At 69.8% G+C, this 12,539-nt stretch carries 14 protein-coding genes; 7 read left to right on the forward strand and 7 right to left on the reverse strand.

What is annotated here, in order from left to right; all coding sequences use genetic code 11:
- Complete coding sequence (locus ACFJGV_RS14460) at positions 1–375, reverse strand: hypothetical protein (RefSeq protein WP_378144684.1); 375 nt, start codon at positions 373–375, stop codon at positions 1–3.
- A gap of 119 nt (positions 376–494) precedes the next feature.
- On the opposite strand from ACFJGV_RS14460, the gene ACFJGV_RS14465 reads away from it, so the two are divergent.
- Complete coding sequence (locus ACFJGV_RS14465; protein ID WP_378144685.1) at positions 495–1,571, forward strand: alpha/beta hydrolase; 1,077 nt, start codon at positions 495–497, stop codon at positions 1,569–1,571.
- Positions 1,568–2,602: a hypothetical protein gene (locus ACFJGV_RS14470; RefSeq protein ID WP_378144686.1), complete on the forward strand. Its 1,035-nt coding sequence runs from the start codon at positions 1,568–1,570 to the stop codon at positions 2,600–2,602. The genes ACFJGV_RS14465 and ACFJGV_RS14470 overlap by 4 nt, the downstream gene beginning before the upstream one ends.
- 145 nt (positions 2,603–2,747) lie before the next feature.
- Here the strand turns inward: ACFJGV_RS14470 and ACFJGV_RS14475 are convergent, their stop codons facing one another.
- Together ACFJGV_RS14475 and ACFJGV_RS14480 are read right to left on the reverse strand one after the other, a co-directional pair.
- Entirely contained in the window at positions 2,748–2,969 is a 222-nt protein-coding gene (locus ACFJGV_RS14475) for a hypothetical protein (RefSeq protein WP_378144687.1), read from the reverse strand.
- Positions 2,970–2,989: 20 nt separating this feature from the next.
- Entirely contained in the window at positions 2,990–3,808 is an 819-nt protein-coding gene (locus ACFJGV_RS14480) for a hypothetical protein (protein ID WP_378144688.1), read from the reverse strand.
- 14 nt (positions 3,809–3,822) lie between these two features.
- Between ACFJGV_RS14480 and ACFJGV_RS14485 the strand changes: the two genes are divergently transcribed.
- The 5 genes from ACFJGV_RS14485 to ACFJGV_RS14505 all read left to right on the forward strand — a co-directional run bounded on the left by ACFJGV_RS14485 (position 3,823) and on the right by ACFJGV_RS14505 (position 8,801).
- Entirely contained in the window at positions 3,823–4,659 is an 837-nt protein-coding gene (locus ACFJGV_RS14485) for a PDDEXK nuclease domain-containing protein (RefSeq protein ID WP_378144689.1), read from the forward strand.
- Between the two features lie 708 nt (positions 4,660–5,367).
- Positions 5,368–5,541 carry a hypothetical protein gene (locus ACFJGV_RS14490; protein WP_378144690.1) on the forward strand — a complete coding sequence of 58 codons (174 nt, stop codon included), beginning with the start codon at positions 5,368–5,370 and terminating at the stop codon, positions 5,539–5,541.
- Positions 5,542–5,761: 220 nt separating this feature from the next.
- Entirely contained in the window at positions 5,762–6,838 is a 1,077-nt protein-coding gene (locus ACFJGV_RS14495; RefSeq protein ID WP_378144691.1) for an efflux RND transporter periplasmic adaptor subunit, read from the forward strand.
- Complete coding sequence (locus tag ACFJGV_RS14500; RefSeq protein ID WP_378144692.1) at positions 6,835–7,563, forward strand: ABC transporter ATP-binding protein; 729 nt, start codon at positions 6,835–6,837, stop codon at positions 7,561–7,563. Before ACFJGV_RS14495 ends, ACFJGV_RS14500 begins: the two co-directional genes overlap by 4 nt.
- Positions 7,560–8,801, forward strand: a complete 1,242-nt coding sequence (locus tag ACFJGV_RS14505) for an ABC transporter permease (protein ID WP_378144693.1) — start codon at positions 7,560–7,562, stop codon at positions 8,799–8,801. The genes ACFJGV_RS14500 and ACFJGV_RS14505 overlap by 4 nt, the downstream gene beginning before the upstream one ends.
- A 36-nt stretch (positions 8,802–8,837) precedes the next feature.
- Here the strand turns inward: ACFJGV_RS14505 and ACFJGV_RS14510 are convergent, their stop codons facing one another.
- The 4 genes from ACFJGV_RS14510 to ACFJGV_RS14525 all read right to left on the reverse strand — a co-directional run bounded on the left by ACFJGV_RS14510 (position 8,838) and on the right by ACFJGV_RS14525 (position 12,517).
- On the reverse strand, positions 8,838–9,725 hold the full coding sequence (locus ACFJGV_RS14510) for an FHA domain-containing protein (RefSeq protein WP_378144694.1): 888 nt from the start codon (positions 9,723–9,725) through the stop codon (positions 8,838–8,840).
- Positions 9,726–9,737: 12 nt separating this feature from the next.
- Positions 9,738–10,013 carry a hypothetical protein gene (locus ACFJGV_RS14515; RefSeq protein WP_378144695.1) on the reverse strand — a complete coding sequence of 92 codons (276 nt, stop codon included), beginning with the start codon at positions 10,011–10,013 and terminating at the stop codon, positions 9,738–9,740.
- A 102-nt stretch (positions 10,014–10,115) separates the two neighbouring features.
- Positions 10,116–10,817, reverse strand: coding sequence for a response regulator (locus ACFJGV_RS14520; protein ID WP_378144696.1), 702 nt, complete (start codon positions 10,815–10,817; stop codon positions 10,116–10,118).
- Entirely contained in the window at positions 10,814–12,517 is a 1,704-nt protein-coding gene (locus tag ACFJGV_RS14525) for an ATP-binding protein (RefSeq protein WP_378144697.1), read from the reverse strand. The genes ACFJGV_RS14520 and ACFJGV_RS14525 overlap by 4 nt, the downstream gene beginning before the upstream one ends.
- Positions 12,518–12,539 lie beyond the last annotated feature (22 nt).

Below are 12,539 nucleotides of genomic sequence, written 5' to 3' on the forward strand. Positions count from 1 at the left end.
TCAGCGGGGGAGGTGCGTGCCCGACGCGCGGTCCCAGTCGAGGGACTTGAACTGCAGGAAGGTGCACAGGTTGCCGGCGACCACGATCTCGGCCGCGAGACCCGCCAGCTGATACGGCGTGAGCACGAGGTCTTCGCGGCGTGAGGTGAGCGTGGCCTCCCAGAGCGGCTCGTCGAGGCCGATGGGCTGCATGTAGATGTCGGCGAACTCGTTCTGCAGGTGCACGATGACGAGCCCCGTGTCACCGCCGTCGGAGCCGTCCTGCAGGGCGACGTTCAGCTCGCCCGCGATGGCGTGGCCCTGGCTGCGGAACTCCTTGACCCACTCCTCGAGCAGGGCCTTCGAGCGGTACGGGACGGCGGATTCTTCGGACATCCCCGGCATCGTCTCATTAACCGCCGACATTCGACTCTTCGGACTTCAGATCCATGATCCCGGACGGGGGGGGATGACAGCTCCTTCCGCCCGGGTCGCCGAGTCGGATACGGTCAAGCATGGATCGACGGCGCGAGCGGCGGAGCGGGGTCGCAGACGACCGGATCGCGTTCCCCGACCTCCACCGTCTGCGGCGGCGACGAGCGCTCACCCGGTGGTCTCTCGCCGCCGTCACGGTCGGTCTGGCCGTCGTCGTGCTCGCGCGGGCGACACCCTGGCCGTCGGCTCTCCTCATCCGCTCGGTGTTCGAGAAGGGCGGCGCCGAGACCGTCGCCGAGATGACCCCGTACGTGCCGGCCACCGGCGTGGAGTCGCTCGGCGTCTTCTCCTATGCGGACGGCCCGGACACGACCCTGTCGGCCTTCTCGTCCGCCGAGGACGAGGGGCCGCTCCCCACGGTGGTCTGGATCCACGGCGGCGCCTGGATCTCGGGGGAGCGCGGCAACGTCGCGCCGTACCTGCAGATCCTCGCCGCGCACGGCTACACCACGATCGGCCTCGACTACACGGTCGGTCCCGAGGCGACCTACCCGACCGCCGTCACCCAGCTCGACCAGGCGCTCGGCTACATCGTCGATCACGCGGAGGAGCTGCGGATCGATCCGCAGCGGATCGTGCTCGCCGGCGACTCCGCGGGCGCTCAGCTCGCCAGCCAGCTCGCCGTGCTCACGACGAACCCGCGGTACGCCGACCTGCTCGGGCTGACGCCGAGCCTCCGCCCGGGCCAGCTCGCGGGCGTCATCCTCAACTGCGGGGTCTACGACCTGAGGCGGATGGCCGACCTCACCGGCATCGTCGCCTGGGGCTTCAAGTCGGCCCTGTGGGCCTACACCGGCACGAAGGACTGGTCGTCGACCTACGCGGGCGCCACGATGTCGACCATCGACTTCGTCACGGCTGACTTCCCGCCCACCTACATCAGCGGCGGAAACGGCGACGGGCTGACCTGGCTGCAGTCCGTGCCGATGTCGCAGCGGCTCACAGCGGAGGGGGTCGCCGTCACCGACCTGTTCTGGCCCGAGACGCACCAGCCGGCGCTGCCGCACGAGTACCAGTTCCACCTCGACTACCCCGAGGCGCAGCAGGCCCTCACCGCGACGCTCGAGTTCCTCGCGACCGCGACGGCGGGCCGATGACTCGCCGCAACCGGCCGGAGGGGAGCGGGAGGCGCGCCGCCCCCGTCGCGCCCGCGCGCGACCTCGCCGCCGAGGCGCAGACTCGCGCGTCCGTGCGCTCCACGTTCGTCAAGCACGCCCTCACCCGGCTGCCGCTGGTGGGTGTGCTCGTCATCACCATCAACCTGTTCGTGCAGGTGCGCGGCGATGTGGGGCTGGCCGTCGCCGTGGCGCAGAACCTCACCTTCGGCGGGCTGCTCGTCGTGGTGCTGCTGAACCTCGCGGTGTTCATCATGCTCGGGGTGACGGTCGCGGCGATGCCGCTGGTGTTCGACCGCGATTACGACATCTGGACCAGGGTCATCGGCGCCGCCGTCATCCTCCTGCTCTGCGCCGTGCTGTTCCACACCGCGTCGTGGCTGCTCCTCGTGGGGCTCGCCGTCGTCTTCGTCGTCATCGGCGTGATCGTCCTGCTCGGTCGGCGGCGCCCGCCCGTCCCGCTCACGTCCGACTCCCTCACGGCGGTGCTCACGCCGCCGGTACCACCGCGCGATGCCGTGCTGCGCTCCCTGTGGGCGGAGGGCCGAGCACTCCTGCGCGGATACGCCCCACCCGGGCCGGAGAGGACGGCGACCGAGGATGCTCTCGACCCGCTGCCGGCGCCCCGGCCGCTCGCGGAGATCGCGCAGCAGTGGAACGAGCGCGTCGACGCCATACGGGAGCCGGCGGCGAAGTCGGTGACCCGGCTCGCCTTCGCAGGGATCGTCGGATTCATCGCCCTGTTCGGGCTCAACATCGTCACCGAGCCCATCCGCTTCGCCCCTCTCGAGCTGGTCACCCTCAAGGGGAAGGATCCTCAGGTCGGCTTCATCCTGCTGCAGAGCGGCAACGGCGTGTTCGTGCCCGACCCCGCCGGCGCGGCGCAGTTCGTGTTCTCGAGCGATGTCGTCTCGAGGGAGCTGTGCGAGCCGGTGCGCACCTGGTACTCCGTCTCGCCGGTGGACGCGCTCTGGCCCGTCCCCGCGAACGGCGTGGACTGCCACGTCGACTGAGTCGGGAAGGACGAGGGCGGGCCCAGGTGCTCGCTGGCGACGTACCGTCAGCGGAGCATTCGCCGGAGCTGGTCTTCGGTGTCTTGCCGTCGTCATCAACGAAGGCGGGCACCCACCTCCGGTGAGCGCCCGCCTCGTCTGGAATCTACTTTTCGTGGATGACCGGCAGAGGGCTGGCTTCCGTGCGGTCAGGGGCCGGCTGGCTGACGCGATCGGCGATGTTGAGCAGAGCCGCCAGCAGTGCGCCGAGGAACAGGCACGAGGCGACTATGAGGGTTTTCGGCATGACGCCGAGATCTCCGCTCATCAGCGCCACAAGCGAGACGAGGACGCCGAGTCCATACAGACCCCAGATCAGTCTCTTCATAGCTCCAGCCTAGTTTCGGTCTACTCGAAGGAGACGATTGGGGAGGACTTCTGCAGCGTTGCCGGGTTGCCGTTGTAGTTGACGCTGAAGCCGAAGAAACTCGCGGAGATCCCGGCGACGGAGCCACCATCTTGGTTGTGCTCGTAGGTGAACATCCCGCGGAAGGTGGATGGGCCGCAATGCTTACCCCAATCGGTCATGACCCAACCATGGTCTGCGTTACCCACGAATCCGCTGACGTTGTCGTCGATCGTGAAGATGGGGGAGAGGGTGTTGAGCCCGGCGTCTTTCAAGATCGCGGCGTTGGTGGCTTGCCCGTCGTAGGTGTACGTCTGAGCGGACGAATTGTCCATACTCAGGCAGTTGTTCTCCTCGAAGCGGATAGACGCAACGTCGTCTGGGTCGGAGTAGTTCACGTAGTCGTCACGGATGTCCCACGTGCCGTAGCCCGCCTTGTTGTACACGCCGATATTGGGTCGCGGGATCATCGCAAAGGAGACGGTGAATGCGTCACTGGGAACGGCCATGGGCGAGACGGTGGTCTTGCTTTGGGGCGTTGCCCCTTCCGGAAGGACTGCGCGGTCATCAATGATCGCCTGGGCCTGAGCCCCCGTAAGGTCAGTGCCAGCATCGCTTACGGCTACCTTGATGCTTTCACCGGTGATTTCCTGGGTGAGCGCGTCGAGGCCGGCGAAGTCCCCGGGGTGGTTCTTGATGTAATCGGTGATCTCGTTCCACTGGGCGTCCGCTTCAGCCTGGGTCTGCGGAACGTGCTCGTTAGATTCGGTGGCAATCGTCGGCGAGCGCGCCGAACTCGCTCTCGTCGCACCGATCGTCACCGAGATCTCTGGCGATGTCGCCTGGTCAGGAAGAGGCCTGCCGGCATGCCATCGCCTACATGCGCCGCTTCGCCGAGAGCTGGACCGAGGACGCAATTCTCCAACAGGCTGTTGGAGAATTGCCGTGGAGCCACATCGTCTCCCTGCTCGACAAGCTCGACGACCCCAGCCTCCGCGACCGGTACGCACTCCGGGACCTGCAGCACGGGTGGAGCCGCGCGGTCCTCACGCACCAGATCGCCACCGGCCTCCGCGACCGCGAGGGCGCGGCACCCAGCAACTTCGGCACCGCACTCGAGCCAGCAGATTCCGAACTGGCGCAACAGATCACGAAGGATCCCTACACGCTCGATTTCTCGCTATCGATTCAGACGCGTCCGAACACCAGCTCGAGGACCGGCTCACCGCGCGGATCATGGAGACCCTCCGAGAGCTCGCCCGGGGGGTTCGCGTTCGTGGGTCGCCAGGTCCACTTCGACGTCGACGGGGATGACTTCTTCGTGGACATTCTGTTCTTCCACGTCCAGCAGCTCCGTTACGTGGTCATCGAGCTGAAGACGACAGAGTTCGATCCGCGCGACGCCGGACAGCTCGGCTTCTACGTCGCACTCGTCGATGATCTCCTTCGCGACGAAGCTCTCCACCGACCCGCCATGGGGATGCTGCTCGTCGCCGACAAGAACGAGACCGTCGTCCGCTATGCCCTAGCAGGCACCGCCCAACCTGTCGCCGTGTCGAGATACGAACTCTTCACATCGGACGCCGCCGCCCTTCCCGCGGTAGACACACTCACGAGAATCGCGGCCGACGCTGTTGCCGATTCCCGACATCAGGCACCCAGTTCGACATGACGATGGCAATCCGTTCGATATAGATGCTGTATTTACCCTCGAACCGGGGTGCGCACTCCGATGGGGGTCACATCACAGAGGGACCGAGCATGAGCGGTCCGACTCCGAGCGCCCGGCTATCTCGTCGGCCGGACCGTCCGCTTCGGACCCGCTGCCCTCAGGCACGGCACACATCAGCCAAAACCTGAGGGATTTACGCCGCGTCGATTCACCCTCAGCGACCAACACGCCTTCGACAAGAAGCGGGCGAGACGCGAAAGTGGAGGCATGGCGGTTCTCGGCAGGCGGAAGGACGGTCCTCGGCCCGGGAGGGCTGCGCTGGCGTTATGGGTTCTCATCCCGCTGGCGTTTGGCTCTCAAGCAGCGGGCATCGTGACAGGGGCGTGGTTCTTCTACGCCGGGGCGGCGCTGATCTCAGCACTTTCGGCGGTCGTAGCTGCATCAGCTATCTGGTCGTATAGAAAGGCTCATCCCGAGCCGAAATAGGCCGTTCGGACAGTGGAGGCTGGCGGGCGAACCGCGGTTCGTTTGCCCGAATTGTGACACGGGTACTCGTGTGTCCCGACCCGTGAGCGCGTTGCTCAGATCGGCGAGGGCGACCTGCTCCTACAGTCGGACTCCTCGGCCGGTCCACCAGAACCACCGTGACCGCTGTTCTGTAGTCGATGACGGACCTTGACTCACGGACGCGGGTGTAGCGTCCGGAGTGTGGGCTGGGTCTTGGGTGTGGTGGTGCTGGTGGTTGCCGCGATCATCGCCGCGTCGGGAACTCGCGACGAGATGCGTGCACTGAAGTCGACCAGCTACGCGGACCGCTTCATGCTCCCCGGCAAGCCCGCGAAGCGGCGGGTGCCGGACGAATCCGACGACGATTCCGACTAGAGGCTCCGTTCACACGTACCGGTAGCGGTATCGCCTCATCCTTCGTCGACCACCTGCGACCGCGGGAGTCGCGATCAGGGTCAGCATGTGAGCGAGAGGCTCCAGCACTCTGAGGAGGGCATTCTGGCGGAGGCGATCCCAGGGACGACCCGCCCGCATCCGGTAACGTCGCTGGGGCGACGGGGGCGGCGTGCCCGGTCGAGCGGCAGGGAGGGTGACCGTGGACGCAGCACGACGATGGGTGTTCCCGATTCTGAGGCTGGTGCTCGTGGCGGTGGTGGCCGTCGCGCTGTGCAAGCTCGCGTTCTTCCCGGACCGGCCCGCCGAGGACGACTCCGCGATCCCGACCGGTGAGGTGACCGCCCCGACCGTCGTCGTGGCGCGCGGCAGCATCGCGAACGACGTGGTGGTCGACGCGACCGTGTCGGCCGATCCGGCGGTGGCGGTCAAGGCGACCGCCGCGGGCACGGTCGACGAGGTGAACGTCGTCGAGGGAGCGGTCGTGGCGGCCGGTGACGTGGTCTACGACGTGAAGGTCGAGATCGAGCGCGATCCCGCCGACTCGGTCGATGCGGAGGGCAAGCCCCTGCCGGTGCGCTACCGCTACGTCGACGTCACCGCCCCGATCAGCGGCACGGTGAGCGCGGTGGGCATCATCGAGGGGCAGACCGTCTCGGTGGGGGAGGCCACCGCGCAGGTGGCGCCGCCCACGTACTCCGTCTCCGGGACGCTCGCTCCCGCGCAGCGATACCGCCTCGTCAGCGCTCCCACCGAGGCTCAGGTCGCGATCACCGCGGGACCCGCCCCGTTCACCTGCGGTGGGCTGCGCATCCAGAACCCGCTCCAGGGTGCGGGCGGGCAGGGCGGCGGCGGTGGCACCGGCTCCGACCCGGCCGGTGGCGGCGGTGCTCCCGGCGGCTCGGGCGGCAGCGGAGGTTCATCGACGACGACCGTCACCTGCCCGGTGCCCGACGGCGTCACCGTGTTCCCCGGCCTCACCGCGTCGATGACGCTCTCGGGCGGGCACGCCGACGGCGTGCTCATCGTGCCCACCACCGCCGTGCAGGGTGCGGCGCAGAGCGGGACCGTCTGGGTGGTCGCGGCCGACGGCACGCAGGAGGAGCGCGCCATCGGGCTCGGGCTGACCGACGGCTCGCAGATCGAGGTGACGGGAGGTCTCGAGGAGGGCGAGACCGTCCTGCAGTTCGCCCCGGGCGCCGCCGCCCTCGTCGACGACGGGATGGGCGGCTGCATCTCGCTGCCCTCGGGCAACGCCGTCTGCGGGTCGACCCCGTGACGCTGCTCCGCCTCGAGCAGGTCACGCGCACGGTCCTTCCGCCCGACCAGCCCGCGCTCACGATCCTCGACGGGGTCGACCTGCACGTGGAGGAGGGCGACCGCATCTCGATCGTCGGCCGCTCCGGATCGGGCAAGTCGACGCTGTTGAACATCCTGGGCCTGCTCGACCTGCCGACGAGCGGAGTGCTCGAGTTCCAGGACCGCCCGGTGCGCAGCTACTCCAGCGGCGAGCGCGATCGCCTTCGTGGAGAGCACATCGGGTTCGTGTTCCAGCAGTTCAACCTCCTGCAGGGCCGGACCGCCCTCGAGAACGTCGCCACCCCGCTCCTCTACTCGACCGGGCGGACGTTCTGGAGACGCCGCGCGATCGCGGCCGAGATGCTCGAGCAGGTCGGCCTCGGTCACCGCCTCGACTCGATGCCGGAACGTCTCTCCGGTGGCGAGCAGCAGCGCGTCGCGATCGCCCGGGCCCTGGTGCGCGGGCCGCGGCTGATCCTCGCCGACGAGCCGACGGGAGCGCTCGACCTCGACACGGGCCAGAGCGTCATGGCCGTGGTCGAGGAGGTGGCGACCCGGACCGGCGCCGCGCTCATCGTCATCACCCACGATCCGACCATCGCCGCCACCGCGCGCACCCGGTACCGGCTCGATCGCGGTGTCCTCAGCGCCGCCGGCGAGGCAGCGGCGGGGGCCGAGGCGCAGGCGAAGGCGGGAGCCGCATGAGGCTGCTCACCGCCCTGGTCGGCGCGGTCGTGGAGGCGTGGCAGGAGCTCCGCATCCACCGCACCCGCGTGCTGCTGTCGCTCATCGGCGTCGCCGTGGCGGTGTGCTCGCTCACGACCGTCGTGGCGTTGGGGGCCGTCCTCCAGCAGGTCTCGACCGAGCAGGCCGAGCGGTCGAGCGGCCGACCCGCCACTCTCTATGTCGGCGCGTATCGCACCGACGGCGGCGAGGTCGACGCCGAGCGGATGCAGCAGGCGTGGACCGACGTCATCGAGCGCTACGGCATCACGTACGCCACCCGCGTCGTCAGTGCGACCGTGCCCGTGGACTCGCCGTCCGGCGTCCTCACCGTGGGCGTGCAGGCGGTCGACCAGCCGTACGGCGAGATCCATCGGATGCGGATCAGCAAGGGCGACTGGTTCTCGCCCGACGCCGCCAGCATGCTGGCCCCGCAGGTGATCGTGAACCAGGTGTTCTGGGACCGCCTCGGCCGGCCCGACCTGCTCACGCATCCGACGCTGAGCCTCGGCGGCCCGAAGGGCACGACCGCGGTGATCGTGGGCGTGTACCCGTCGCCGACCTGGGAGACCCAGCCGGCCATGTACATGCTGGCCGACCAGCTGGCCCGCTACCAGACGGTGGCCGAGCAGACCCGGTCGATCCAGGATCCCGACGTGGGCCTTGCGCCGCAGTACGAGCTGTGGGTTCCGGAGGGCGACTGGCAGTCGCTCGCCGACGCGGTCCGACGCGACATCACCGCCGTCCTCGGGACCGACGTCCAGGTCGACGTGAACCGTCAGGATGCGGGGCAGTTCGGCGACGACGCCTTCCTCGTCGCGCGCCTCGTGGTGGGCGGCATCGCGGTGCTCGTGCTGCTGCTCGGCGCGCTGGGGCTGGTGAACATCGCGCTCGTCACGGTGCGGCAGCGGATCCGCGAGATCGGCATCCGGCGCTCCTTCGGCGCGACGGCCGGCCGGGTGTTCTTCGCGGTGATGATGGAGAGCGTGGTGGCGACCGTGATCGCCGGGGCGATCGGCGTCGTGGCGGCGATCCTGCTGGTGCAGAGCCCGTTCGTCCGCGACGCGATCGGGCAGGGCGTCATCAGCGACTTCCCGCCCTTCCCGGTGGATGCGGCCGTGCTCGGGATGGTCGCCGCCACCGCGGTCGGCGCCGTGGCGGGGCTGCTCCCCGCGCTCGTCGCCGTGCGGGTCAAGGTGATCGACGCCATCCGCTACTGACGTCGACCACCCGGCCGCTCGGCGGTCGGTGACCGCTCAGTCGGGGTCGGTGACCCCGCCGAGCGGGCCGCGTGCGCGCGGCGGCTGCTTGCGCTGGCGGGCGAGCTCGCCGCCCACGCGTCCGCCGTAGGGGCGGCCGTGGTCGGCGAACTCCTCGCGGAAGTACGCCATCCGCCAGTCGCCCATGTCGATCCGCGCACCGGTGCGGAGGATGCGTCCGCGTGGCGGACGGCCGCCCTCCGGACCCTCCTCACGCGCGTGTCCGCCCCCGGTGGGCTCGATGTCGTAGAGCACGTACTCGTCGTCGGCCTCGTGACGGATCTCGGCGTGCACTGCGGCCATACCGGGGAGCTGCAGGTCGGCATCCGGGCCGGAGCCGATCACCGTCCGCTCGGGCAGCAGGTCGAACTCGCGTGGCGGGCGGCCGTCCCAGTGCTCGGAGCCGACCACGAAGATCAGACGCGGACGACCGGAGCCCGGGATGTAGTGCGTCGTCGTGACGCGACGCCGCACCACCCGGTTGACCGTGGGAGCCAGCGGAAGCGGCGTGCCGGGCGGGACGGGGAACGACACCCTCTCACCGGAGCCGCGCTTGACCAGCAGGGGCGCCATGGCGGCGACTGAGCCGAGCCGGATGTAGGGCGACCCGGTCACGAGGCGCTGCAGGCGGCTCCGGCGCACGTCGCCCAGCTGGATGATCGGCCCGTCCGGGCCCTCGAGCCGCACTGAGATGCCGTGCGAGGCGAGGGCCTCGGCGACCGTCGACAGCTCGGCGAGCGAGCGCCGTCCGTTTCCCGGGAGGCGCGACGGGTCGTTCACCGTGATCCGCACCTCGGTGCCCGAGGCCGTGATCGTCCCCTCGAACGGGGACTCCGTGCCGGCCTCGGTCTCGGAGAACGCGAGGTCGATGTCGAGGTGCACCACGGTGCGCTCCGTCTACCGGCTGCGCAGCGGGTCGGAACCCGGCGCGGTGTCGTCGCTCGTCGTGACCCGGAGGGTGCCGTTCAGCTTCCAGGTGGCGCGGGGCGCATCCGGACCGATGTCGCGGGGTACCTCGACCGTCATGTCGACGAACGTGTAGTTGACCGCAGCACCGCGGCCGGTCAGGTACGACCACATCTCGCGACCGAGGTCGGTCCAGTCGGTGATCGAGTGACCCTCGGGGCCTGAGGCGTCGGCGAAGGGGTCTGAGGTGATGGTGGAGTCGGACATCGGCGTTCTTCCTTTCCTCTTGACTCGGACCCTAATCCGGTCCGCCTCGGCCGCATCGGACGAGCCTGTGAGTTCGCTGCCGGTTGTCAAGGGGGTTCCGACTCACCGGATGCGCGAGTACTGGATCTCCGGCCGGCCGGGGCCGTGCTGGTGCGTCGCCCTCGTGAGCTTGCCCGACTCGACCAACTGCTCGAGATAGCGACGCGCGGAGACGCGTGACAGGCCGGCCTGGGCCGCGACCTCCCTCGCCGACAGCGCCGACTCGCGCCGCACGACCGCGAGGACGCGCGACATCGTCTCCTCCGACAGGCCCTTCGCGAGGCTGGTCGTCGAGGAGCCCCTGCGAAGCGAGGCGAACGCCTGGTCGATCTCGGACTGCGTCGCCGTCCCGGTCGCATCGACCCCTGTCACGAACTCCCGGTACCCCTCGAGCCGCTCGGTGAAGGAGGCGAACGTGAACGGCTTGATCAGGTACTGCACGATGCCGAGCGACACCGCGGCCCGGACGGTCGCCACGTCGCTGGCCGCCGTGACGGCGATCACGTCCACGTCGATCGAGGAGGCGCGCAGTCGGCGGCACACGTCGAGTCCGTGACCGTCCGGGAGGTTCATGTCGAGCAGCACGAGGGAGATCGCGGCTGCCCGCCCGCCATCCCGGTCGGCCCGCAGCGCCCGCAGCGCGCTGTTCGCGTCAGGCGCCGTCCCCGCGAGGGTGAAGCCGGGCACCCTCTCGACGAAGCGCGAGTTGACCTCGCGGGTGTGTTCGTCGTCCTCCACCACCAGCACGCCGATCTCGTCCGTCATGTCGACGCCTCCGGCCTCAGTGAGCGCTCGACGGCACCCGACCGGTCGACGGCGTCGAACGGATCCACCGATCGGGGTGGGATGCGGACGGTCGCCTCACATCCGGACCCGCCCTCTCCCACCGTGAGGTCGATCGTCCCGCCCCGGCGTCTCACCGCGTCGTCGACGAGGGCCAGACCCACCCCCCGACCGAACGCACCGTGATCCTTGGTCGAGAACCCGCGCCGCGAGAGGTCGGCGAAGCCGAGATCGGCGGGCAGGCCCGTCCCCGTGTCGGTCACCCGGAGCTCGAGGTCGTGGGAGCCCCCGCCGGAGATGCGCACAACCACGCGCTTCTCCGGGGCCCGCGACACGGCGTCGAGCGAGTTGTCGACGAGGTTCCCGAGGATGATCACCAGGTCCTCCGTCAGGTCGGCATCCCACCGTGCCCCGTCGCTGACGTCGATGTCGGCCTCCACACCCCGCTCTCTCGCCTCGGTCCACTTGCCGAGCAGCAGAGCCGCCACCACGGCGTCCTCGATCCCCGAGAACAGCTCGTCGGCGAGGTGCTGCGACCGGGCCGTGCTCTCGACGGCGAAGGCGACCGCCTCGTCGTAGCGGCCCAGCTCGACCAGGGAGGCCACCACGTGCATCCGGTTCGAGTGCTCGTGGGTCTGCGAGCGCAGGGCGTCGGAGAGCGTCCTCGTCGCGTCGAGCTCGCCGCTCAGCCGCTCGATCTCGGTGCGGTCGCGGAGCGTCACGACGGTGCCCAGGAGTCGCGCCGGGCGGCGGCCGCGCCGCGGCTGGGTGGCCGGCCGGCGGGTGAGCACGAGGATGCGCCCGGCATGGAGGTGCACCTGCTCGGTCGCGGCGCAGTCGAGGTCGGGCTGTGACGCCGGACCGGACGGACCGGTGAGGAGGAATGCCTCCAGGTCGGGCTCGAGCCCGAGATCGGTGATGCCCTCCCCGGCGCTGCCGGCCGGGAGACCGAGGAGCACGGCGGCCTGGTCGTTGAGCAGCGCGACCCGGCCCCGCCCGTCGATGAGGAGCAGGCCCTCGCGCACGGAGTGCAGCACCGACTCGTGGTACGCGAAGAGCCGGGCCATCTCCTCGGGGCCGCGGCCGTCGGTCACCCGTCCGAGGTACCGGCTGAGCAGGACGGTCGCGAGCACGACGAGGAGGGCCGCGGCCACCACGCCGCCCACGAGCGGAGGGAGGCGCGCGGCGAGCGTGCCCTCGACCCGTGAGATGGTGACGCCCGACGCCGCCAGCGCCACGATCTGGCCGGCGGCATCGCGCACCGGGGCGACGGCACGGACCGATGGGCCGAGGGTTCCGGTGTACGTCTCGACCATCGTCTCGCCCCGCAGCGCCGGCTCGATCGTGCCGAGGTAGTGCCCTCCGATCTGGCTCGGGTCGCGGTGGGTCCAGCGGATGCCGTCGGGCGACATGATCGTGACGAAGTCGACGTCGGAGGCGGCCATCACATCCAGCGCATACGGCTGCAGCGTCGAGGTCGGATCCGGCCCGGACACGGCGCCCACGACGAGCGGGTTCTGAGCGAGCGACGTCGCCACCGCGACGGAGCGCGTCTCGGCCTCCTGCTGTGCATCGCTCCGGGCCCCGGCCACCGTGAACGCGACCGCCCCCGCGGCGAGCACGGCGACACCGATCAGCTGGACGACGAGCAGGCGCGTCGCGACGCTCCACCGTCGACGCATCGGCGCCTCCTCACTCCGCTGT

It is taken from the genome of Cnuibacter sp. UC19_7, from assembly GCF_042699995.1.
In the GTDB taxonomy this organism is placed as follows: Bacteria; Actinomycetota; Actinomycetes; order Actinomycetales; family Microbacteriaceae; genus Cnuibacter.